The organism is Mesomycoplasma ovipneumoniae (assembly GCF_024758565.1).
Classification (GTDB): domain Bacteria; phylum Bacillota_I; class Bacilli_A; order Mycoplasmatales; family Metamycoplasmataceae; genus Mesomycoplasma; species Mesomycoplasma ovipneumoniae_B.
In genome coordinates this window covers 864,217-889,360 of the sequence record NZ_CP079199.1, presented here as the reverse complement: position 1 = coordinate 889,360, position 25,144 = coordinate 864,217, and the positions used below count along the sequence as shown (strand labels likewise).

Below are 25,144 nucleotides of genomic sequence, written 5' to 3'. Positions count from 1 at the left end.
ATTAGTTTAGTTTTAAGGCTATTTTTAGTTTGGATTCAAGTTCTTCTTTTGATAAAATGTTAGTTAAAATTACCATTTTTTCTTTATCAAAATCAAGACTCGGGGCAACATCAGCGCCAATAACTACTAAATCAACCCCGCGGGAATTAAAACTGGAAATATTAGTGTGTTCAACTGAATCATAATTGACATTTAATTTATCAAGCACAAATTTTACATTCATCTCTAATAATAAAGATGAACCTAGTCCTGAACCACAAACGCATTTAATGTTCATTTTTTATACCTCGGTATTTATTAATAATTTGATAAAATTCTTTAATTGTTCTAGAAGCATAAATTTCTTTTTTGAAATCTGAATTACCAAAAAAGAGGCCAAATTCTTGAATTAATTCAATATGGTCATCAGAATTTGACGCAGACAAAGTAATAATAATTTTTGCTTTTTTATCTTTTTGGTTGTTAAAAGTGATCATTTCATTTAAGACTAAAATTGAAGTTCCAACTTCTAGACAATAATCGCCAACTGGCGCATGCAAAAGTGCCACACCTTCTTCAAGTACATAATAGGCACCGAATTTTGCTGTTTGTTCCATGATTGCTTTTTCAAGACCAAAAGTTGCTTTTTTATTTTCAACTAAGACCCTTACGCCCTCATGAACTGCTTGTTTTCAGTTTTGAATTTTGCAAAATTTAGTCATTTTTTCGTTAAAAAGTTCCATTATTTCCTCCTGTATTGACAAAAGCGAGTGTCATAAATAATGCAAAAGCAAGTAAAAGAACGCCAATAAAGGCAAAAAAGACAATTCAGCCAGCTTTTGTTGTTGTTTTTGTTTGAATTTCTTTTGGTTTTGGCATTGATTTGATGTAAAAAAATTTATTTGGATTATTTTTTAAAATAATTGCCTCATTTTTGGACTTTTGCAGTAATTTTTCCAGTTCAATTTCGCTTTTATTTTCAAGCTGAGACATTTCAAAGTCATATAATTCAACAAGTTGTTTTTTTAATTCTTTTTTTCTCATTATTTCCCCAATGCGTTAAATTTGTTGATAAAATTCTGTAATAAAAACGGATAAAACAAAAAATACTTCTTTAAAAATGCCAGTTTTTTATATTTAAAATATGAATTTACCATCTTAAATTCGTCCTTTTCTAATTTTGTCAGTAAAATTTGCTTTGATTCTTTATAGGATTGTGAATAAATTTTTTGATTTAGAAAAAAATCCAAAAATACCACAAAAATAGTTAAAATCAAAAAACACAAACTAACAATTAAATAGCTTAAAAATGCAAATAAAAAACTCAAATGAAAATTTATAAGAAAACTGGAAAAAAGAAACATATCAATTTGCAATGATTTTTTGCTCTTTAGGAGATAAAAATTATAGAAATAAAGCAAATTAACTACGCCATAAATGTTATTTTCTAAATAAAAATTAGGAATTTTGATTATTTTTTGGCTAATTCAAATTGGTTTTAAGAAAAAATCTTTAATTAATAAAATTGTGAATTTTTGCTGATATTTACTAATAAAGTCTTGTTTTATCGTTTCAAGATCAAGTTTAATTGGAATTTTTAGCTTAGAATATTTAATTTTTAGATTGACTCTGTAGATAAAAAAGATAAAAAGTTGAACAAGGAAAAAAATAATTCAAACAGCTAAAATGTACCAAGACAGATTTTTAAGCATTTTTCTCCTTGTTAAAGTGATTAATTGAGCTAAAATAATCAATTATTTTTTTGGGAACATAAATTTTTTGACTATTTTGTCTTAGTTTTTTTATAACCTCGCCTTGGCTTCAAATTTCAAATCTAGTTTTGTTATCAATTTGGTTAAAATCAATCCGATCATCAACTAAAATGACAATTTTTGAATTAGAAAATTTCTTATCTAATAATTTAAAAAGTGACTCAAATTGGCTTTTGGAAAAGTAATTTTGCTTTAAAATCTTACCTTTTTTCAAAAAACTAATGTTTTCATCAATTATTATTTTATCAATACCAACTTGATAATTGATAATATTAGAAACGAAAAAAAGGTTTGATTCATTGACAATAAGACCAGGCAAAACTGAATAATTTAGTTTTGAAAAACGATTTTTTAAGAGCAAATTTGTCATAACTTTTACATCCGCAGAGGCATTTATAATTTCAAGTGCATCAATTGTAAATTTTTCTACCGAAATTAGTTTTTGTTGCGATATTTTTTCAGGGGTTTTTTCAAATAATCTTTTGAAAATGAAAAAAATCAAAATAAGAAACAGCAACCCAACCGTTGAATACAAAACAATATTAATTAAGGGCATTTTTTTGATTTCCTCAAAGTCTAGAGAATTCAGAAAAATTTGGATATGAAAAAATTATGCTACCTCCTATTGCAACATCAACTTTTCATTTTTCAAACTCAATTCAATTTTCCTTGCGCAATCCTCCATCAGTGTAAATTTTAATTTTTTTATTTATCGAGCGAATTTGCTCAATTTTTGAAAAAAGTTGCTGATTTAAAGGCTCGCCAACTCCGCCAATTTTATCTATTGTCATTAATAAAATAACCTTTGAACAAGAAATTATTTCACTAAAGTCTTGAATTTTTTGATTGGCCTGAATCATTAAGCCAAAATTTATATTCGAATAAAGCTGATTTAGCCGTTCAAAATCAGTTTTTGAAACTTGTTCAGCTGGTAAAAAAATTGTTTTAAAACCTATTTGAACTAATTTTTCAACTTTTTCAAGCGAATTTTTGCACATTAAATGTGCATCAAATTCAATATTAGGGAATAATTTTATTAAATAATTTGCAATTTGGTAGTTTAGTCCAAAATTTGGAGCATAAATTTGATCAACAAAATCAATATGGCTGTATTTTAAGCCGTTATTTTGCAGTTTTGTTAAAATTTTAATCACTTTAAAAATGTTAAGTGCGCTAATGCTTTGTGAGTATTCCAACATTAAACCCCATTCACGATTTTTGTAGTTAATTAAATTTTACTTTTTTTTTTTTTTTTGTTAGCATTTTTAAAATTTTTTTCATTCTAACCAAAAAAAATTAAAAAATCATTTGTTTTCTACAAAAAACAGGAAATAATGTTTAAATTAGTATATTAATTTTTGGCACTTTCAAAAAAGGTGTGACAAAATGAAACAATACAAATTTACAGCCAAAAACTAAGGGTTTATAATGCAAAATAGCTGTAAAAATAAGGATTTTTTTGACTTTTCATATTTGTGTAATTCTTATATTTCTATGTTACAATTATGTATAATTATTTAATTTTTTTGGGGGAAAATTATGAAACAATTTCTTTTGCTAAAGAAAGTTAGTGCTAGTCTAGTTTTCCTATCATTATCACCAATAGTTATTATCACAGCTTGTAAAAGTGAAGTGGATAAAAAGCCTACTACTTCTAAGAATGAAGAATCTAAAAATGATTCTAAAAAAGATGCTGAAAATGCTTCTAAGAATGATTCTTCTAAGAATGATTCTACGAATGAAGATTCTAAAAATGAAGCTAAAAAAGATGCTTCTAAAAATGAAGAAGCAAAAAATGATGCAGATAATCAAGAACAAGTTATCCCAAGACAAGATAATAATTCAAACCAAGAAAGCACAGAACAAAATATTAATGTCTCTACTATTTTTGAAGATAAAACCTTTTTAGTAAATAAACAAGCTGAAATTGATAGTGTTTCTTCAAAAATAAATGGATCAAAAATTGAATTTAAAAATATAAATTCTGCAAATTTATATCATTTCAACAATCAAGGCAAATATGTAAAGCTACTTTCAGTTGATAATGTAGATTCTGATTTAAAAAACTATAAAATCAAATTAAATTCAGAAGATTTGCTAAAAAATGTGTGATTGAATGTAAAAGCTGTTGAAGATGAAGGTAATTATTATAAATTTGCTGGTGAATTTAGCCAAAATTTCATAAATATTTTAAATAATGGAACAGTTAGTTCTACTTTTGATATTTATATTCCTAAAACTAAAAATGCAACAGGTTTAATCACGACTTTTGAACAATTAATTAGTGAAATTAGTGCAAATCCCTCGGGAAATTTTAAATTAGCAAATGATATTTCTGCAGAAAATACAGAAATAGGTTTCAATGCCAAATCCTATTTAGAAAATGTTTATTTTTCTGGAACTTTAGAAAGTGTAGAAGACAAAAATTTTACTATTTACGATTTAAAAAAGCCGCTTTTTGACAATTTAAATAATGCAATAATACAAAATATTAATTTTAAAAATCTCAAAATTAAGTCATTAAATAATTCACAAAACGAAATTGGGGCCATCGCAAATTTTTCATCGGGTTCAACAGTTAATAACGTTCATCTTTTTGGCGATATTAAAGGTCCAAAAATGGTAGGCGGAATTATCGGTGTGCTGGATAATAATTCTATTATGAAAAACTCAAGTTTTCATGGAAATGTTTATTCTTCCCAATCTGCCGGCGGCCTTAGCGGAATAGTAATAAGAGGAAGTTCAATTGAGAATTCTTATGCAAATATAAACATCACCTCTAAATTAATAAATTCCGATAAACTTGGCGGAATTGTTGGCGAGTTAGGCCAAAATTCATCCTTAAAAAACATTGTAATTGAAGGAAATGTTTTAAATAATGGCCCTGATGAATTTGCTAATTCTGGCGGACTAATCGGTTTGGTTTCCACAAATGGAACCAAGGATCACCCTGATACTGGAAGTGTTGAAAATATTTATGCAAAGATAAATTTTTTCAATGCAAAACCAATTTTTGGTAACTTTTATGAATCAAGTTTTTTTGACTATCAAAAATTGTTTAAAAATATAAACTTTGTTAATAATTCTGTTAATGAAAGTTTTTCTTGACTCAATATAATAAATGAAAATACTTTTAATGAAGTTGCAAAAAAATGGAAAAATTTAAATAATCAAAATATTAAGCTAAAAACTTTAAATTTTTCGTATTTAAAAGGATATCAGTCTGATTTTAGCATTGCTTATTCAAATTTTGCAAAACTTTTGCCGTTTTATGATCGTTATACAATAATGAATTATGCCCATAAAGTTGATAAAAATTCTAACCTTTACAGAAAAAATTTACTTGGATTTGAATTTTATGACAATCAAAATTTAGTAAAAAATCTTGCCAGCGAAAAATCAAAGGTCAACAAACTAAGAATTTACTTTGGCGATGGCCAAAAAGAAGATTTCAAAATAGATAGTTTTAACCAAAACACTGACGGAATTATTGACTTTTCTTTTGAAAATAACGGCGTTAAACTTATTGTGCATCCAAATATTTTAATATCTGATAAAAAAACTGAATTAGTTTCTGGTTTAATAAGTCTTTTAAAAAATATTAATTTATCTGATAATTCAATTTTTGATACACAAAATAATTTTGTTGACAATAGTCCAATAAAAGAACAACTTTTTATTGACCAACATGAGACTGAAGTTAAAAATGACTTGGAAAATATAATTAATTCAGTTTCAAATAATATTGATATTTTTGATTTAAATGACTCTAAATTTACTGAATTTTATAAAAAAGAATTAGAAAAAGAAAAAAATTCTATCTATATTGGTCTAAATTATCTGCACCGTTGATACTCAATTTGGGATTTTAAAGATAAATTATTGTACTCTCTAGGAATTTATGGAAAATCAAATGATAGTCTATCATTGTTAAAAGACATTGGAAAATTGGACTTTATTAATCTAAAAGCTGACAAAACTGCAAATGGTTATCGCGATGTTTTTACAAAATATTTAAAACCAAATTCAGTTGGTGATTTTATTGAATATAATTATAATTTATTTAAGCAAGAAGGCCAAACTATCGACAAATATTTTGATTCACTGACAAAAGCTTATATTATAAAAGTCGAAAGTAAATCCGATACATCAGTAAATAAGCCAATGATCGAAAGATTCAAACAAGAAGAACAAGCTAATAAACTTTTGCCACTTTTGACTGTAAAAGACCCAAATACTCTTTGATTTATTTTTACAACAAATAGCAATATTTCAGGATTATTTTCCAAATATTTTTCTTCAAGTGAATCATTAAAACCACAAATCAGAGAATTTGCTGAGGCGGCTCAAGGTTACTATGATGTTTTATACCGAATTTTAAATGAAAAATCAAAAAAAACTATGCAAAATCATATAGTTGATGTTTATGATACTTTTGGTCCAAAAAATGAACCTGGCGTTAAAGCTTATTCTTTGCCTGTTGGTCATTGATTATCATTAAGAAATAAGAATTATGCTGCTTTTGTTCCGAGTGGAAATAAAAAACTTATGTATTTTGATGGGACAAAAATATTAACAAAATACGCAAAATCGATATTTTCACATGAAAGTACTCATGCTTTTGATAATGATATTTTGCTTGACGGATATGGAAAACGATTTGGTCATCGGGCTGAATCTTTTGCGCGAGGAATGTTTCAGGCACCTTACGGTGGCGGAGATGGAGATTTAGCCTTTAATTTTATTGAAAAATACGGAGGTGGTCAGCAATTAGTCCGTAATTCAAGTCCAGAAAGATTTAGTAATTTAGCTGATTTGGAAAAATACTATAAAAATTTGTTTGACTTAATTTATGTTTTAGACTTAGCGCAAGCTGAGGCAATAATTGCCAAAAAGTCATCAAACACTGATGATTACAGAAAAATCCAACTCGGAAGTGGTGGTTTTACAAAAAATGATATTTTATCTAGAGTCCAAAGTTCTGAATTTAACTCGATAAATTCAATTGATGATTTAGTTGACAAAAATATTGTTGGCGCGAATGTTTCAGGAGACTTGGTTACATCATTTGGACATAATAATTACTATACAGTAAATTTCTTTAACCCATATTTTGGAATACTTGAAAATACAGAGGGGGTCTCTGGTGGGCTCAATTTTAGAAGGGTTGCATTTGAACTTCTTGCCGAAAAAGGTTATTATGGCGGAATGATTCCTTATATTTCTGCCAAATCAAATAAACAAACTAATGTGCCAGAAGGACTTGTCAAAGGTAGTGATACTCATGTTTTAAAAATGATTTTCGGTGATAAATACAAATCTTTTAGTGATTTTAAAAAAGATATGTATAGACAAAGGAAAAATAAACTCAATAAATTAAAGCCATTTAGTTTTGATTTTAATAGTCAAAAGTACGAAATAAAATCTTTTGAAGACTTAAAAAAAGTTTTTATTGATAATTTTGATTTAATAACCACAATAAGAGTTAGAATTCATGTTGCCGTGAATAAGGAAACCAACGAGTATCGCAAATCAATATTTAATGACTAATTAGAAGTGTTAACTAAAATTAAACCAGGACAAAAAAATTAACACTAAGCTGTTGGCTTTTTGTCCTGGTTTATTGTTTTGGGCACTTTTTTAACTTTTTTGGCAAACCCAGAAAAAATAACTATCAAAGCAAAAGCACTAAATTTTAAATCTAACACTCATGAAAGCAAAATCTACTTATTAATCAAATAAAACAAACTAAAAAAGCTAAAATTTTAACTTAAAACACAAAATATTGAATATTCCTGGCAAGAATCAATTTATGACAAAACAACAAAAATCACAAAAAAATACAACTACTATTTAAACTCAATGTAAATAGAAAACTCGTTTTTACTTACATTGAGCCTAAAAAAATATATGAAGTTTTGAAAGAACAATAATTAAAAGCCATAAATTTGTAGATTTCTAAACGGTCAAATTTAAGGCATTCCATTATATTTAAAGCCATAATGGAAAAAATGGTATTATCTGAGTTTATTGTGCCAAAAACATAACTAATTCCTCCTTAATTCAATATCAAAATTTATTAATTTATTCTTAGTGAGTCTAATTATAACCTAAAATTTTTTTAAACCAAGCATTTTTTTTTTTTTTTTGCAAAAGGTTAAATTTAAAATAATAAAACTTAAGATTTTAAGTCAAAAAACACGGATTTACCGGTATTTTTGCATATTTATTTTCACTAAAACTGAATTTTCGCCGTCAAACTGTCAAACCCCGGGATTAGTGAATAAATGCTTTTATTTTGTTTGTTTGCTTAACTGTTTTAATATAAATTTCAAAGCTAGACCAAAAAACTAGTGAAAAAAATCGCGCCAATTAAGTGTGCAAGTTCCCGTATTTTTCTCTTTTTTACATTTTTATTTTGTGTTTTGCAACAAATTTTTTTAAGTCTTCTTCTTTTCTTTTTAGTCCTTCTTCTGCTTCTTGGACTCATTTTTCAGCTTGTAATCTTAAATTTTGATAAGTAAGTTCATCTCTAATTGTCTTTTGATTTTGGATTTGCTGTTGTTTTTCTTTTATTTTGGATATTTCTTGCTTAAGTTTATTCTCTAATTCATAAAAATAGAAAAATTCACCTCAATCTTGCGATTCTTGTATTGATTTACGAAATTGGTTAAATGATTCCATATTTATATCTAAATTATTTTTTTCAAACCAGTCAATCATAAATTTAAAATCAGTTGCCAATAATTTTTCAGATAAAATAAAATCTCATCTATCGTTAGACAGTCAAGAATTTAATATATCGCGTCATTTGTTATCAACTAAGCAAATATAAATTGTATCGGGCTCAATTGTTGCTGGTACTAATGGGCTTGATAACTTATTATATTCATGAATAATTTCAATTGAATTTAACCCTTTTTGGACAAATTTGTTTTCTCTTATTCATTGAAATAAAGGATTATAGACTTTTTCTTTTTTATATTCTCCTCAGGCATCATCCAAAATACCTTTAATTAGATCTAAACTTATTTGGTTCTTTTCCTTGTGCAATTTATCTTTTAATTCTTTTATTTTTTTAGTCTTAAATCAAATGGTTTTATAATCATTATTTAAATGTTGATCACTAGCATATCAAACTTTGGGCTTAGTTTTTTTGTTTTTGAATCATAAGAAACTCTAGAAATTACTATATAAGGTGATTCGGAAGTCACAAATTCATAAATCTTGTCAAACATTTTTTCAGCCTGACTAAATTCTAATTCTTTTAAGTCAAGTATTTCTGTTTTTGGGTGATTTTTAGCTAATTCTTCTAGCTCGCTATCACCAATGTAAAAAACTCGCGAACAATCTAGATAAGAATTTTTTGTAAATAAAGTATTAGGTTTGTGTGATTTTGGAATCAAAATCTCACCGTCAAAAGGGTCATTTAACTTACCATTATCTCAACGGGCATCATGGGCTTTAATATAATAGTAACGATCATTTTCGGTATCATGAAAAATAATTACTGGTTTTGCTTTTATTTCTTGAGCTAAACTATTAAAAATAAGTCCTTTAAATGGACTGAATTCTTTTAGTTTTATTAAATCTTTAACTGTCATGATTTATTCTTTTAATTCAAATTTATTCTTATTAAACATATATCATACCAAAAAAAGCTATTTTTTTTCTAAAAATTTTAATTTAACAGAAAAAATTGAGACAAAATTAAAAAACAGTTAGAAATTACTTTCCCTAATCGATTAAATATTGTAAAATTAAATTAGATTTCTATTTGAAAAATCCATAATAAATTTAAAACACAAAATTATGAACACTCCCGAAAACCACGCCAAAAATGATCAATTAACAATAAAAATAGATTCATTAGGTTATTTTATGGCTAACATTGGACTGTATTCTGTTTGTTGAAAGAATATTGTCGAAAATGCAATGCAAAAATTGTAATTGGAGATATTATATGAATATTTTATATGATAAAAAGAAAAAAGAATACATATTAGGAAATAGAAAATTCACAAAAGACGAATTTGTAGAATATATAAAGAATAATATGTTGGAAGCATCCGTTTCAAACGAAGGCATATCTTTAGAAATGGATAAACAGAGCCAAAATAAAGAAAACAAAAAAGATATGGAAGATTTATTTTACACTCCATATAATAGTTTAATTCCTAGAAATCGTATTATCTTTGGAGCGCCTGGTACAGGCAAAAGTTATACTCTAAATAATGACTTGCAACAGCTTTTAGGAGAAAATAATGAAGATCAATATGAAAGAGTAACTTTTCATCCAGAGTATTTATATGCAAACTTTGTTGGCACATATAAGCCTGTAATGGTTGATGATTCTTTCGAAAATCTTACAGAGACTGAGAAAGATATTGTTTCTGTATTAAGAGACAGAACTAAGTCACCTCAAGAAAAGTATGACTTATTGTTTGATAAATTTAAGGATGGCAGACGCGGGATTACTAGATTACCGGTATTATTAGGCATATACACAGATGGGGACTTTACTACCAGAAAATTAGATGGTTCTCCTGCTGCTAATAATACTGCAGGGCGAGATGTTGGAAAATCTATTAGACAATATCTAAACTTATATAAACCAGAATCTAGAAAAAAAGATATTTCATACCAATACGTTCCTGGTCCATTTATGAGAGTTCTTGTTAAAGCCTTAAAAAATGCGATGACCAATAATCCTAAACCTTTTGTATTGTTAATAGAAGAAATTAATCGAGCAAATGTTGCTGCAGTATTTGGTGATATTTTTCAACTATTGGATAGAGATAGTGATGGTGTAAGTGAATATAAAATTGCAACCACTAATGACATGAGAAGATATTTATCAGAACAACTAGGAGTCGAAGAATCAAAGCTTGAGTCTATAAAGATACCAAATAATATGTTTATATGGGCTACTATGAACATTGCTGATCAAGGTGTATTTCCAATGGATACTGCATTTAAAAGAAGATGGGATTTCACATATCTAGGAATTGATGACAATGATCATGCTCTACATGGAAAATATGTTATGCTTTCTGATAATAAGACACAAAAAGTTGAATGGAACAAATTGAGAAAAGCTATTAATAAATTCCTTGCTGATTGTAAAATCAACGAAGATAAACAATTAGGACCATATTTTCTTTCTAAAGATATTATAATTCCTGAGCAAGGAGATGAAATTAATAGAGAAAAATTTATTAGTGCATTTAAAAATAAAGTGATTATGTACTTATTTGAGGATGCGGCCAAACAAAAACGATCAAAACTATTTAAAGGGTGCTCTGAAGATAGCACGAGATATTCTCAAATTTGCAAAGAATTTGAACAAAAAGGTGTTGAAATATTCCACCCTGATATTGTATCAGGTTGCGATATTGAAGATGCTGAGTCTAAAAATGACAACTCAGATAATTAGGGGGCTTTTTCTATGATCTCCGAAATGATCTCCGAATTTGTAAGGGAACAAATACGTTATACTCAAAAGGAACTTTGTAGCATTTTGAAATGTAATGAAGATGAAGCCGTTATATTGATTAGAAAATTAAAAGAATATGGTGTCTTAAAAGCGGTAAAAGCTTCTGATAAACAAAAGAACATGAATGAACTACTAGATGAAGATATAGAGATATCTGGTGTTGAAGTAGGCAAGAATCAATATTTTTATATATTTACTTTTGTTGGAGTTATTGTTATAGCAGGTAGAGTGCTTAAGTGTTATCCAAAGTATCTATTAAGCAATAAGAATCCTACTAATGAGTTGAAACAAATAATAAAAGTTCTTGAAAAATACAATTCTTCCGAACAGATTATAAAAATGTTTAATGATAGCAGTCAAACTAGTTCATTTAATCTTTTGGCAGTAATCTTGTTTTTATTAAATGATTATTATGAAAACGGAATTTACAACACTGCAGAACAAATCGTTGAATTCAATGGGACAGGAGAAATTCTATGGGATAAAACTATAAATGAATCATTTGCAATTTTATCCAATGAAAAACCATATTATATGGAATTACACACTCGTAAAAGAGTTACCAATGAGTTTGATTATTTTACTCGGCTTCATCAATGCATACTAACAAAGATTTCTAAAGAGTTAAAGAATGCCACTCTTCTTGATTTATTTGAAATCACAGAAGTAGATTTATCTGATGAAAAATTAGATGATTTTGGCGATGAAGATTATATTTTATATAGAATTGAAAAAGAACTAGGTCTGCAGTATAACACGAGAAAACAATTACTTTTAATGACACTATATTCTTATATAGACAAAAAAGGCAGTCTTTATGATCTTGATTGCTTAACTTTGTTTGGGACTAATAATTTTAATTTGGTTTGGGAAAAGATTTGCTCGCACATTATGAACAATCAATTGGAAAATAGTTTGGGCGCTTTGAATCTTCCAGTGCTTTTAAAAGATGGTTATGATAAAAAGAAAAAATTAATAGATTTAATTGAAAAGCCTTTATGAACTATTACAGGCAAAGAGGCAAAAAATACTTTAATACCAGATTTAGTATCCATCTTTCAAAATGATGGTAATTATGAATTTATTATATTTGACGCAAAGTATTATAACGCACATTTGGAATACGGAATTACACCAAGTCGACAGCCAGGAATAGAATCAATTACAAAACAATATTTATATCAATTAGCTTATCAAAAATTTATAAATGATCATGAGTTTTCAGCAGTTAAGAATTGTTTTCTTCTACCTTCAGAAAATGATTATATAGAAAATAAAGGTGAAGTAAAACTTGAAATGCTAGAAAATATTGGATTGCAAAATGTTCAAGTAAGATTTATTCCTGCAGTAATGGCTTATGATCTATATCTGACAGAAAGAAAAATGGATTTTAATCTTCTAAATCTATAAAAATATGTTAGCAAACTGTAAAATAGAGAATCTGTAAAATTTAAGTGTGTTATGCAAACAAAAGTGCTTGCATTTTGCTTGATTCTAAGTTCAAGCGAACACAAATTAAGCTAAAAAATAATTGCGTGGGCAGAATTTTTTTGTTTCTATTATTTTTTTAAAATAAAAAAGAAACCCGAGTTTCCTAGCTTCAAATAAAGTAAACTAAAAAAACTTAAATTTTGACTTAAAAAGCAAAATTATGAAATTTTTAAACTACTTTTTTAGCTTAAAACACTGACAAAAATCATAAAAAAATACAACTACTATTTAAACTCAATGTAAATAGAAAACTCGTTTTTATTTGCATTGAGCCTAAAAAAATATGTGAAGTTTTGAAAGAACAATAACCAAGAGCCCTAAATTTATAGATTTCTAAACGGTTAAATTTAAGGCATTCCATTATATTAAAAAATATAATGGAAAATTCGCATTTTCTGATTTTTTTAGACAAAAAACATAACTAATTCCTCCTTTAATTCAATATCAAAATTTATTAATTATTCTTAGTGAAAGTTATTATAACAGAAATTTTTTTTATACCAAGCATTTTTTTTTTTTTTTGCAAAATCTTAATTTTAAAATAATAAAAATTAAGGTTTTACCGTCAAAAAACCCGGATTTACCGGTATTTTTGTATATTTTATATTCACTAAAAAGCAAATTTTTGCATCAAACTGGGAAATTCAGGGGTGTGATTTTTACTTTGATATTTTAGTAAATCAGTAAAAAATTGTAATTAACTTTTGCCAGAAAAATTAAAAAATCCCCTAAAACCCGAGCCTTTTTAAAATTATCTCGTCAAACTGGGAAACTCAGGATTATTTTTTTAAAATAAAAAAGAAAAAAGCTCCAAATTGGACAGGAACTTCGTATTAATTATAGCATTAAAGAATATAAAAAAACATAGTACAACTATGCTTTAATACACATTACATACGTAACGTTTTTGCTTGTTTTTTAACTATTGCTTCTGTTCTTCTTCGGGTTTTTGTGAATTTTGAAACAAAAGATTTCTGTTTTTTAATTCTTCATCGATGATTGATGTATTTTCAATACGAAATCTGTATTTAATAAATCAAGTAGCTATCTCTTCTTTTGGCCAATCATAGTCTTCAAATCCTTGTTCAATATAATCTCTAAACTCATCATAAAAACAACTATTATCAACTCATTGAGCTAATGTTTGGTTTTCATAAGCTGATTTAAATTCTAAAAGTTGCTTATCTTCTACATTATCGAAAAAATAGTTTTGTTGAATTTTAGTTAATTTGTCTGAATTTATGCGATATTCATCAACAATATTTAAACTTGATCTTCTTTGACCCCAAGGAAGAGTGAGACTACCTCAGACATCACCATCTGATACTTTATAGTCTTTAAATTCTTCGGTGTTAAAAATATTTTTTTTAACTAAATCGATAATTTTAAGAACATTAGTGCCTTTATCTAATAGTTCATTATCATATATATAATGATAAATTGGAGTATAAACTCTATCAACCATTAGTTCTTCTTTTGCTATATCTATTCCAGCATCAACTGGATTTAATTCTACTTGTGTGTGTTCTTCGCGATGATAATTAACAACAAAAGCATTGGCTTTTCTAATTGTTTCAGAATCTCTATTTTTTGATAATTCTCTTCATCATCCTTTTTCTTGGTCAAAACTAGCTTTGCTTGCATATAACAGTTCTGGTTCAATAATAGGTTTTTGTTTATTATTATATCCAGTAATACTTAGATTCATCAGTGAGATGTGGTCATTTTTAAAGTTTTTTTCTACTTGACTGATAATTTGCATTGCATAATTAAAAGGCAGTTGGTCAATGTCTGGAAAGTCAGTTCTTCCATAAGCAAATTCAAAATCTTTTTCCCGCATTCCAAAAATTTGTCAGCAATCAAGCAAACTATCATTAAAAAATAAAGAATCAGAATTTGTCGCACTTGCCGGAATAAGAATTTCTGTTGGTAATTTATCCATTAGTATTCCATTTTTAGAAGCGCTTCGTGCTTTGACAAAATAATGCATATCGTCGTTAGCACTATATCAAATAACAACGGGATATCCTTTAATTGGTTGGCCATAAACATTGAAAAGTATATTATGTTTTGGCATATAAGGTGTGAATTTTGCTCATTTACTATTTTTTATTCAATCTTTAATTGCCATGATTTATTCCTTTAATTCAAATTTATTCTTATTAAAGATATATTATAGCAAAAAATGGATAAATTTTTTTAAAATTTTAATTTAATAAAAAAAATTCCTGATAACTAGTTTGTTATCAGGAATTTTGATTGTACACTTTTGTTAATTTTTTTCATGTTCATTTTAAAAAATTTGGACAACTAATTTACCTCATATAAAAACTTGGGCTTTTATATGATAAACAACTTTGAAGTCTTTTATTGTTATACCAATCAATATTTAATGAACAATTAGAAGTATTAAACTAAAACTGATTTATTTTAGATTTGCAATGCAAATTAAAATATTTTTAACCTTTTCATTATAATGATCAATTATCTCATTAAGAATTTTTTTCATAATGAGAAATGTAAATTTCTCTATGAAGTCAAAATCAATTTCGTTTTGATTGTTGACTGGAAGAGTGATTAATTCATCGCTAACTCTGTTTCAGGTGGATTTATTATCTCAGGAATATTTTTGAAAAACCTTATTTAAACTTCCAAGAAAAAATAGGTAAAATTGCTTTTTATTACTTATTTTATATTTGAAATTAAAAGCATAAGAATCTTGTAATATTGTAAAGGGTTTTGGTTGGAAAAATACCTTACCATTTCCATTTGCAGTTGCTGAAAATACATTTTGCAAAATAGTTGCACCTTTAGGGCTAATATATCTTCCTAGTTGATTATTTGTCGAAATTGCAGTTGTTGCCGGTAAATCACCAGGGCCATTTGTGATAACATTTTTTGTTTTTATTTGCTCAAAAATGTCTTTAATTCTAAATTCTTTCCAAACTGTATTGAGGTATAAATTCTCTATTTCCGCTTGAGAAGCGGCTCTCTCTCTCTCTCTCTCTCTCTCTCTCTCTCTCTCTCTGTGTGTGTGTGTGTGTGTCTTGTTTGTAATTAAAATTATTCTGAGTAAATTCTGATGCGATTAAATAGGCTTCAAGTTCTGCTAAGTGAGTGGCTTCAAGTTCTGCTAAGTGAGCCGATTCAAGTTCTTTGATAAATTTTTCTATAAAATCAAAATTAATTTGGTTTTGATGATCAATTGGTAGAAGGAATTTAGTTTCTAAAATACTTTCTTTTGAGGAATTTATTCCCCAACTTAATTTTGCAATGGCTTTTTGAATTGCAATTGAGATAAACATTAATGATTTTTGTTTGATTGTGTTTTTTCCTTTGTATTTTAAAACTTTAACATTATTGCCGGTAAAATATTTTTGTTTTTGAAAAAAACTAAGAAAAGTATCTTGCGCAAAACTAATTGTGTTTGCAGGATTTAAGAATTTTAAATTTTCCTGAATATACCCTTTAATTCCGTTATTTTTACTTTGTCTTACAACATAAGGATAAGTGTTTGGAATCTGTGTATCATAGATTTTAACCTTATTAGCATGAATGACTTTATTTGAGCTTGAAACATCAAAAATATCTTTAATTCTAAATTCTCCCCACTGAACTGCTTGTAATTTCTCAATTAGTGGGGCATATACTTTTTTATTTGGTCTTGTTTTTTAGCTCCAATTTCGGTATCTTTTATAATTTGACTAACTTCTCAAGCTAGAAAATCAGCAATTGAATTTTTAAAATCACTGATTTCCGGTTTTAAATCAGCTTGTCTTGTCTTATTCCAATCACCACCATTTAAAGGGTCAATTACATCGGTAAAATAACATTTTTTATCAATTAAATTCAATTTATGATTCCCAAGATGAACTAAATCAACGACTTCTTGATAACGTGCAGCGGCATTATCGCTATCGACTAAATTAACACTCGCTTTCTTTCGATTAGTTCTTTTATAACCATCTTGGCTAAAGTCAATAAATTTAACTAAATGATCTTTATTATGAGTTTTTCCAACTTCAAATACATAAATGTGTGTCTGCACACTTGATTTACCTAAAAATAAATCGATTGGCATTTTAATACTTGCCAGTAGCGTATGGTTTTTTAGAATTTTTTTATTAAAATCTTTTGCTTTACCATAACCTGCCGAAGATTGAATAATGATAGCAGCATAACCATTTGTCATCATTGAAAGGGCTTTTTCAACAAAATTCATCCCATTTCCAGGTGCAGAATAAGGGGGATTTAAAACAAAAGCATTTGCTGGAAATGCGCCACCGTCATTGTTAAAGTCTTTTAATGAATCTTTATTTAGCAAATTAGAAGAGCCATCGCCCATAATAATCATATTTAATATTGCGAGCATATGAATTTTAGGTAAAATTTCTATTCCTAATAGTTGTTGTGTTTTGATTTGTGCAATTTTTCTTTCTAATTCAGAAGGTGATTTTGCTTTTTTAGTTGCATCAGCTATCATTTCATTCATGGCCGCAACTAAAAGTCCTCCTGATCCGGTAGCAAAATCTCAAACATAAGAGTTTTGGTCAACCCGAGCAAGTTTTGCAAGTAATTTTGCGACATATGGTGGTGTTAAAACAACATCATTATTTGTATCCTCGCTATAACCAAGTCAAGAATACATTTCATTAAAAAGTTTTCCGGCAAAGTCGATTTCTAAACCGTTTTTGAAAAAATATCCAATATCATCAACAACTTTTCCAAAAATTCTTTTGATTCTTGACTCGCCGTTTTCTGGGGCATTTAGCCTTTCGTCTTTCAGGCTTGGTGATAAAATATTAATTAAAGTTTTCTGTTTTTCGGTTGGTATCTGTTTATGTCTTAGGAAATTAATAATTTTATACAGTATTTTGTCCCCATCTTGACTGTTTTCTTCTTTGGATGATTTAAGTTCGGATTTATTAAGTGGGGCAACTTTATAAGGAATTCCTAAACTTGCAATTATACTAGCTACAATTAAATATAGTTTTGTATCGGGTTCGATATTATTTTCATTTTTGTAAATATCATTATTAAGTTTTTTAAGTGCAGCTATCATTTCGGCTTCTGATCTTTGCCTTAATTTATCTCTTTCCTCCTCGCTTAAAAATGATTTTTTTGCTTCTTTAATAAATTCATTAAAGTGTTTTTTGTCTAAAAAACTAAAATCGCTATATTCGCCTATTAATTGACCTTTACCATAATTATCATTTGAGACTCACCAAACCTGAACTTCGCGTTCAAGTTTACCATTGGTATTTTTCTCACCAACAGCACCAATTACAATAATATCGGTATAATAAGTTGCTTGCTTTATTCCTGTAGCATAATGAATAGCTCCATTTACTGCATAATTTTTAATGTTATTTCATTGCGTAAGGTCAGGATATCCATTTGAATCTAATTTTACCATTTTGTTAAGACCAACTTTATATTCGATCAAAATAGGATAACTATTACCTAGTTCATCCTCTAAAAGCATTTTGCAATCAGGGCGATTTCCGCCATTTTTCCCATTTTTGGATAAATATTCCTCAAGCGCAGAATTAATATCTTCATTTAACCATTCATTTTCTAGTCAAAAATCAAGACCCATATTATTAAGTTCAGAATTGAAGCTTCCTGCAATTGTGGCTTCTGAAATATTAGATTTCATTATTTGCTCTCCTTTTTGAAGTTTTTTTAAATTAGAAAAATAAAATTAGTTTTGACTTTGGGGGTAAACCGATCCACTCTGAGAATCAACCGGTTCACTCTGACGGGAAACCGGTAAGTTAGCACACTAATTCAGACTTTTAATTGGGCTAAATTTTTTTAGTTTTAATCAATCTTTAATTGCCACGATTCATTCCTTTGATTTAAATTTATTTTTATTAAAGATAAATTATAGTGGAAAAATGGCTAAATTTTCCTAAAATTTTTGTTTTTTTAAAAAAATTTTTAATATAAAATGAAAATTTTTTACCATCTAAGGAAAACAACTTTAATTAGTGATTTAAACTTGCCGATCAAAAACTAGTGAAATTTAAGATTATTTTCAAATATTTGTTATTAGAGCACAAAAAAACTTCTAAACACCTTTAGAAGTTTAATGATTAAATATATAAGCAAAGCTCAATTATAAAAAGAATATAAAATTAGTTAGCGCTAAAAAATATTAATATTAACTCAAATTTTATATTCATTTACCTTTTATTTTTTGGATTTTGATAATTTGTAGGATAAGTTCCATCATGAATTTGTTGTAAAATTTGGTCTTTTAATTTAGGTTGACCAGTGTCTTTATGAAAACGATTTGCTTCTTTATTATAATAAATCATTGTTAGCATATCGTTTAATTTAACATCCGAAGCTGAATATCAATTCGTCCAAAATTGCAATCAACTACTTTTAGGTTTTGCTGGGTCACCTATTATTTTGTCAATGAAAGTTTTATAATATTTATCATTTGTATTATTTCTATTAGACTGTTTTCCACTTTGTAATGAAGCGCGGATTATTTCAGATGCGGTTCAAGAAGAAATTACCCCGCCATAAAATAATTGACTTCTTAATCAACGGTTTTGTGAAATTCTTGATTCATATGTATAAAAAAGAAGAATTAACACTAATCTATAAAGAAATCTTCCTTTTGGAGTGTTTTTAAAGTTATCAATTGATATTTTTGTCTTTGCACTCTCAGAATATCATATTTTGTGAAATAACTTTGAAATCGCCTCTAATTGCGGATCTTTTTGGTTGGATCTAAAAAGCGTCTCAAAAGAAATTCCGGTGTATTTTATGTTATTTAATTGATTTAGAATTGGAGAGTTACTATTTTTGTTAGAACTATTTCAATTAGGCGAGGTGAGGAAAAGTGTATCAAAAAATTGGGCAAATAAATCTGTTGATATTTTTTTGCCTGTTGGTGTGTTTATTGATAAATTCTTCTCATCTATCAAGTTATTTGTGTCGATTTCCGGACTTTGCTGGGCAGAGTCATCAATTTTTGGCTCAATATTGACAACTAAATCAAGGTTAAGTAATTTTGACAAGTCTAATTTATTAAACAATGTTTCAAAAAAACTTTTTGCTTGTTGAGTGGTATCTGAGGTTTTAATTGAATCAACAATTTGATCTAAAATACCAGAAATTAGCGAATTTTCAAGACCTAAACCAATAAATCCTTGTAAAAATTTTTTTAGTGATTCTCTTGGATTTCCAGCATTGAGATTAGAAAAATTTTTAGTGTCATCTAAATTTAGTTTTAAATATGTGGCAATTACATCAATAGCTAAATCTGCAAATTCATCATTTGTTGCTAAAAAATTAACCACATATCACAAATATGATTTTAAAAATTGGCTATTACTATTTGCTGAATTTGAATGTTGACCTTGGGCAGTTTGATGAGACGGCTTATCTTTTAAAAATGTAGCTAAAAGTGCTGAAAAGGTTTTTACATTTGTAAAATCAGATGAATTTTGATTTATATATCTCAAAATTCTAAAAATAAAAACTTTGTTTGCAGAATTTGGTAGAAATTCCAGTAACAACTTTTTTAGTAATGGTTCGATTTTTTCCTTTTTTTCTGCTGATAAACCACTAAATAGCGAAAAAGTGGACACATCGCCAATATTTAACAGATTAATTTTGTCTTTGAAAAATGATGAAGTAAAAATTTTAACGATGATTTTTCAAAGATTGTCTCTTTCAGTTTCGGAAATTTGGTTATAAACTGTTGCAATTTGTTTGATAAGGTCAATGATAAACCCTTCGTTTGCAATTTCGGATTCTAAAAGTGTTTGAACATTTGAAAAAGAAACCTCACCTTTTGTGAATTTGGTTAAAATTAATATAAATTTTGTTAATAAGGCATTTTCTTTAGAATAATTTGCCGGGATTTTAGGTGAGTTTGTTTCTTGAGGGGTTTCAGGTAATGAAGTGTTTTGGTTTTGGTTTTGGTTTTGGTTTTGGTTTTGGTTTTGGTTTTGGGCAATATCATTAAAAGGTTGAGCATTGACTAATACTTGGGATAGATCCTGACTTACATTAACAGTAGAGGTCTCGTCTGCAAAAAGTCCTTTTGGATCAATTTCTTCTTTGTAAAAATTTTCAAGATTGTTTTTTATTATTTCTTTTATTAGTTTAAAAAACGGCTGAAATTCAGCGTTTTCAAATTGAGTATCAAGCATTTTCCCAACTAGTGTTGAGAAATTATCAGTTAAAGTGTTGCTTTTTTCGTCTAGTGCAACAATAAATTCACCAATAATTTTGTTAAAATATTGCTTTTCAAATAGTGATTTAATTAATGAAAGGTTATTCAGTGGTTGTTTAATTTGGGTTTTTGCAACTATTTTAAAATATGAATTAAATAGATTTTTTAGTGCCGGTGATTGTAAAAATCAATCAAAAATTGGCATAACACTGTCAAGATATTCTTTTGGAATATTTGCTAAACCTGCCCGAATCTGTTGAGAAATAGGTTCGCTTCTAATAACTTCTGAAATCAAAGTTGCAATACTATCTTGGGAAATTTTAGCCTGAGCTTGAGCATTTGTTGCCTCAGTTGAATAATAATTATTCGCAATATCAACGCTAAAACTGTCAAATAAAGTCTCAAGAACCGGCTTTTGAGGGGTAGGATTGCCTGAAATTGCATCAAATATAATTGAAATTATTGCTTTTATTATTAGCGGCGAATGAGTTTTTGGCTCTTGATCAAAATCTAAAGTTGAGTCTTTTAGTTTTGAAAAAATATCACGAACTAAATCCAAAGTTGTCTGAATTGAAGCTTCAGTTAAATTTAATTTATATTCTTGCAAAATTATTTTTAGAAATTCAGAAATTGAATCTCAAGTTGAAGAATCTCCTAAAAAAAGGGTAAAAACTCGCTCAATTAGTTGAGTGTTTTGCCTGAGAAAATTTTTAACTAGTGAATCAAAATTTGGATGTGCTTCAAATTGTTTTTTGTCAAAAAAATAGTCAATAAGTCCTGAAAGTAATTGTTCAACTTGCTGTGATTCAAAAAAGGTTGTTAAAATATTTAAAAGTGAATTTTGAATATTAGGCTTACCAAAAAAACTATTTTGGTCTAATTTACCAAGAAGTTGATTCTGTAAAAAAGACTGGCCAAAAAGGTTTTTGAAAAATAAAACTAAGTCTTCATTTGAAATTTTACTTTGAAAATCAAGACTTGCTAGATTTTTTAAGAATTTATAAATTGTATCTTCAGTAAAGAAATTATTTAAAAAGTATGAAGAAAAATTTTGAAAGGATAATTGTTGATCAATTAAAGCAATTTTTTGCGAATGTTGCTCAATTTCTAGTGCATTTTGTTGTTTCTGTGCTTCTTCTAAAAGTAATTTTTCTGAGTTATGCCGGTCAGAATTTTCTTTATAAAAAGCTTCAAAATTTTCTAAGGCTGCTTTTACAAAGGCAAAAATTAAATTATCAGTTGGAGCTGATCTATCTTGTTTTCAAAATTGATATTTAACTCGGAAATCTTGAAAAATTAGTTCAATTATTGATGTAAAAGTCTTAATTGATTGTTCATTTAATCCTTGTGAGCTTAATGAACTTGAAATTAAACTAGTAAGATTAGTTAAAAATTGCTCTTTTTCTACATTTATAGCGATAAATTCGTAAATATTTTCTTCAAGTTTTGGCAAATTGTTAGCTAAAAACTGAAAGCCAAAACGATTTAAGTTGTCAATTTGTTGGTATTTGTTTTTATTTACTAAAAAATCGTTAATCGCTTGATTTACAATGTCAGCAAGTGGTTTAAATGAATTTGAAGACAAAAAATCTTTAAGCGAGTCAAAAAAGAATGAAAAACTAGCAAAATTTGGGGTTGAAGTATCAATAAAATTACTTAGGTCAAATTTTGTTAAAATTGGGTAGAATTTATTAAGTAATTTTTTTAGTGAATCAATTTGGTTTTGACTTAAGTCAAAACTTAGAAGTTCGTGAAATAAATCAAGTAAATTTTTGGAATCTTTAAAAAAAGTTGAGTAATTTGTATAAATTTGCTCTGAAAAAATTGAAGCAATATTTTCAGCAATATCAGTAGTTTTGATTTGTTTAATTGCGCTTAGGAAATTTTTTGCTGCCTGATCATTTAATTTAGCCCAAACATTAGTGCGAACAACAGCATCGGCAAGTGAAACTAAAAGACTAACAATCGAAGTTTGATCTTCCTCATTCAAATTAAACTCAAAATTATCGTTAATAATTGTTACTAATAATTGAACAGATTCATGATGTTTTAGTGTTTCAGAGATAAAATTTCGAATAAAAACAACATTATCATTGTCATTATCAGGATTTTCTAAATAAGTACGGATTATTTCGTGAAAATTCTGTGAATTTTTATAGTCTTTTGACCGAAGATGGTAGTCAGTAATTATTTTAGAAAATAATTTTCTAATTGAGTCAAAAGTAAAAACAATTTTTAAATCTTCTTTATTTTTAAGGTCAATTTTGATAATGTTATTAATTAGTAAATCTTGGACTATTGTTTGGCCAAAGATGGATGCAAAAATTAAATCTTTAATTTTTTCAGGATTTTTATCTGCAAATTCTGAAGTTACAACGGTATTTAAAACATCAATTATTTGTTTTTCGTCAAAATCAGCAAAAATATAGCTAACAAGGCCAGAAATTGTTGCTTTTTCTCAATTTTTGTTATTAGTTACATCTTGGACATAATTCTGGAAGCGGTCAATTATTTTACTAAAAAAGCCACTTGAGAAAATTTTTTGCAAAATTTCGGTAAAAGAAGCACCAGCTTGTTGGTTTTCTTGTCAAAAATCAGTTAAAATTTTTTCAACACTTGGATTATTTTGAACGGCTAATTGGATAAAACGGTTTAAAAACGCACCAAAATTATTATTTAGTATCACATTTACAAAATTTTCTATTGGCGAGTTTTCGGCTTTTTTAACATTTTTAGTGGTTAACTCTTCAATTTCAGAATTTTCTGAAATAAATTTTTCAGGCGAATTGTCTACCGTTAAAGCGTCAAAAATTTCTGTATTTGTACCTAAATTTAGAATTCGGCGGTAAGAGTTAATGTCTTTTTGGACATAATTTTCGTCCCATTGTAATTTAGTATTTGCTTCTTGTTTGAATTCTAGGTCTTGTTCAAAAGCTAATTTAAATAGCAAATCCTGAGCCATTTTTTTATAGCCCTTAGTTGATGGGTGAATATCTAAGTCGTTTGTAGCAAATTCAGACGTTTTATTTTGTCAAATTGATTCATTGTATAAGTCAACATAATTTACTTTTTGGCTTTTTGCGGCTTTTTGGATTGTTGAATTCAAATGCCGTATTATTAAATCAGCATAATTTTCTGTAACGCCAATTTCGTTTGTCAGCATTTTTTCAAAAAATTTAATAATTTTTGAAGACAAAGAGTTATAGCCAACTAAAACTATTTGTAAATCAGGGTTGATTCTTCGCAGACTTTGAATTAATAGTTGTAAATTTCTGTAAATTTTTTGAGTTGCAATTTCAATGTTTTGGGCAAATTCAAAATTTGCCTCAGCTTTTGAAGCAAGTTTTTGCATTGGCTTGGCGATTGTGCGAAAATCAATAGCTTCGATTAAATCATTTGCACCTAATGAAAGAGTTAGCAAATTAGAATTTTGAATTTTTTCATATAGTTTTGGGTAGTTATTTGAATTAAAATCGCCAAAAACTTCGCGAATTTGCTCGCCATATGGTGAGTCTAATTTTTTGTCTAAATAATAATTAAAATGAAAATGTGTCTTATCAGAATTTTTATAGACTTCATTTTCGGGATTAAGTAAATAAAGTCAATCAGCAACTGTTGTTCAAGAAAGAGCCAAATTATCAAAGGATTTAAGCGCATTTGGTTTTATTTTTTGAATAAAACTAGCAAAAAAGGCTGGATATGAGAGTCCATTAATTTTGTTATTTCCGTCAATTTTTCCACGGAGATCAAGTGAATAATCTCAATTAAAACCTGCAGAAATTGAATCACCTATTGATAAATAGTTAATTTGGTCTAAAAGTTTTTCAGTTTGTTGATCTGAATGGGTTACTGGTATATTAAAGTGCTCGGTTTTATCGCGATTTTTTATACCTATCAATGTAATTCCAGAAATGGTCAAAGATAAAGTACTAAAACTTAAAAATATTTTGAATGCTTTAGAAAAATCAGGTTTGGAGATATTTTTTTTCATTATTTTACCCCGCTTCTTTTTGTTATTCCAGATTTTTTTTAATACAAATCGATTAGATTGGTCCAATTAGATAAGGAGCAAACTAGAAAATAAAAATTAAATTATACAACATTTTTAAACAAAAAAACTTTTTTTAAAAATTTGATAATTTAAAAATGCCTTTTTAAAGTTAATGGCAACTAGAACCTTTAAGAATTTAAATTGAGCTTTTTGAC

The 25,144-nt window shown here is 27.5% G+C and carries 16 protein-coding genes; 3 read left to right on the top strand and 13 right to left on the bottom strand.

The window, feature by feature from the left end:
* Position 1: 1 nt before the first annotated feature.
* Genes KW512_RS03250 through KW512_RS03225 form a run of 6 tightly spaced genes read right to left on the bottom strand, consistent with a single transcriptional unit; the run spans position 2 to position 2,950 of the window.
* A complete protein-coding gene (locus KW512_RS03250; protein WP_010321201.1) occupies positions 2 to 277 on the bottom strand; it encodes a PTS sugar transporter subunit IIB in 276 nt (91 codons plus the stop codon).
* Complete coding sequence (locus tag KW512_RS03245; RefSeq protein ID WP_258841367.1) at positions 267 to 722, bottom strand: PTS sugar transporter subunit IIA; 456 nt, start codon at positions 720 to 722, stop codon at positions 267 to 269. The genes KW512_RS03250 and KW512_RS03245 overlap by 11 nt, the downstream gene beginning before the upstream one ends.
* The gene (locus KW512_RS03240) at positions 709 to 1,023 is read right to left on the bottom strand and encodes a hypothetical protein (protein ID WP_258841366.1); all 315 of its coding nucleotides are present in this window, start codon (positions 1,021 to 1,023) and stop codon (positions 709 to 711) included. Before KW512_RS03240 ends, KW512_RS03245 begins: the two co-directional genes overlap by 14 nt.
* Positions 1,023 to 1,691, bottom strand: coding sequence for a hypothetical protein (locus KW512_RS03235; protein WP_258841365.1), 669 nt, complete (start codon positions 1,689 to 1,691; stop codon positions 1,023 to 1,025). Before KW512_RS03235 ends, KW512_RS03240 begins: the two co-directional genes overlap by 1 nt.
* Complete coding sequence (locus tag KW512_RS03230; RefSeq protein ID WP_258841364.1) at positions 1,684 to 2,307, bottom strand: hypothetical protein; 624 nt, start codon at positions 2,305 to 2,307, stop codon at positions 1,684 to 1,686. Before KW512_RS03230 ends, KW512_RS03235 begins: the two co-directional genes overlap by 8 nt.
* Positions 2,294 to 2,950 (bottom strand): ribulose phosphate epimerase, encoded by a 657-nt coding sequence (locus KW512_RS03225; protein WP_258841363.1) that lies wholly within the window; start codon positions 2,948 to 2,950, stop codon positions 2,294 to 2,296. The genes KW512_RS03230 and KW512_RS03225 overlap by 14 nt, the downstream gene beginning before the upstream one ends.
* A 340-nt stretch (positions 2,951 to 3,290) precedes the next feature.
* On the opposite strand from KW512_RS03225, the gene KW512_RS03220 reads away from it, so the two are divergent.
* Positions 3,291 to 7,301 (top strand): ZmpA/ZmpB/ZmpC family metallo-endopeptidase, encoded by a 4,011-nt coding sequence (locus tag KW512_RS03220; RefSeq protein ID WP_258841362.1) that lies wholly within the window; start codon positions 3,291 to 3,293, stop codon positions 7,299 to 7,301.
* Between the two features lie 855 nt (positions 7,302 to 8,156).
* Here KW512_RS03220 and KW512_RS03215 read toward each other — a convergent pair.
* Both KW512_RS03215 and KW512_RS03210 read right to left on the bottom strand, forming a co-directional pair.
* Entirely contained in the window at positions 8,157 to 8,804 is a 648-nt protein-coding gene (locus KW512_RS03215; protein WP_258841361.1) for a hypothetical protein, read from the bottom strand.
* Positions 8,805 to 8,863: 59 nt separating this feature from the next.
* Positions 8,864 to 9,355 (bottom strand): Mbov_0400 family ICE element protein, encoded by a 492-nt coding sequence (locus tag KW512_RS03210; RefSeq protein WP_258841360.1) that lies wholly within the window; start codon positions 9,353 to 9,355, stop codon positions 8,864 to 8,866.
* A gap of 359 nt (positions 9,356 to 9,714) precedes the next feature.
* On the opposite strand from KW512_RS03210, the gene KW512_RS03205 reads away from it, so the two are divergent.
* Positions 9,715 to 11,187: a hypothetical protein gene (locus KW512_RS03205; protein WP_258841359.1), complete on the top strand. Its 1,473-nt coding sequence runs from the start codon at positions 9,715 to 9,717 to the stop codon at positions 11,185 to 11,187.
* A gap of 12 nt (positions 11,188 to 11,199) precedes the next feature.
* Complete coding sequence (locus KW512_RS03200; protein ID WP_258841358.1) at positions 11,200 to 12,657, top strand: LlaJI family restriction endonuclease; 1,458 nt, start codon at positions 11,200 to 11,202, stop codon at positions 12,655 to 12,657.
* A gap of 1,003 nt (positions 12,658 to 13,660) precedes the next feature.
* Here the strand turns inward: KW512_RS03200 and KW512_RS03195 are convergent.
* The 5 genes from KW512_RS03195 to KW512_RS03175 form a co-directional block, all read right to left on the bottom strand.
* Positions 13,661 to 14,869: an Mbov_0400 family ICE element protein gene (locus KW512_RS03195; RefSeq protein WP_258841357.1), complete on the bottom strand. Its 1,209-nt coding sequence runs from the start codon at positions 14,867 to 14,869 to the stop codon at positions 13,661 to 13,663.
* Positions 14,870 to 15,163: 294 nt separating this feature from the next.
* Positions 15,164 to 15,628 (bottom strand): restriction endonuclease subunit S, encoded by a 465-nt coding sequence (locus tag KW512_RS03190; RefSeq protein ID WP_258841830.1) that lies wholly within the window; start codon positions 15,626 to 15,628, stop codon positions 15,164 to 15,166.
* A gap of 40 nt (positions 15,629 to 15,668) precedes the next feature.
* Positions 15,669 to 16,295 (bottom strand): restriction endonuclease subunit S, encoded by a 627-nt coding sequence (locus tag KW512_RS03185; RefSeq protein WP_258841829.1) that lies wholly within the window; start codon positions 16,293 to 16,295, stop codon positions 15,669 to 15,671.
* Between the two features lie 77 nt (positions 16,296 to 16,372).
* Positions 16,373 to 18,397 carry an HsdM family class I SAM-dependent methyltransferase gene (locus KW512_RS03180; RefSeq protein ID WP_258841356.1) on the bottom strand — a complete coding sequence of 675 codons (2,025 nt, stop codon included), beginning with the start codon at positions 18,395 to 18,397 and terminating at the stop codon, positions 16,373 to 16,375.
* Positions 18,398 to 18,926: 529 nt separating this feature from the next.
* Positions 18,927 to 24,929, bottom strand: a complete 6,003-nt coding sequence (locus KW512_RS03175) for an SGNH/GDSL hydrolase family protein (RefSeq protein WP_258841355.1) — start codon at positions 24,927 to 24,929, stop codon at positions 18,927 to 18,929.
* Between the last annotated feature and the right edge of the window lie 215 nt (positions 24,930 to 25,144).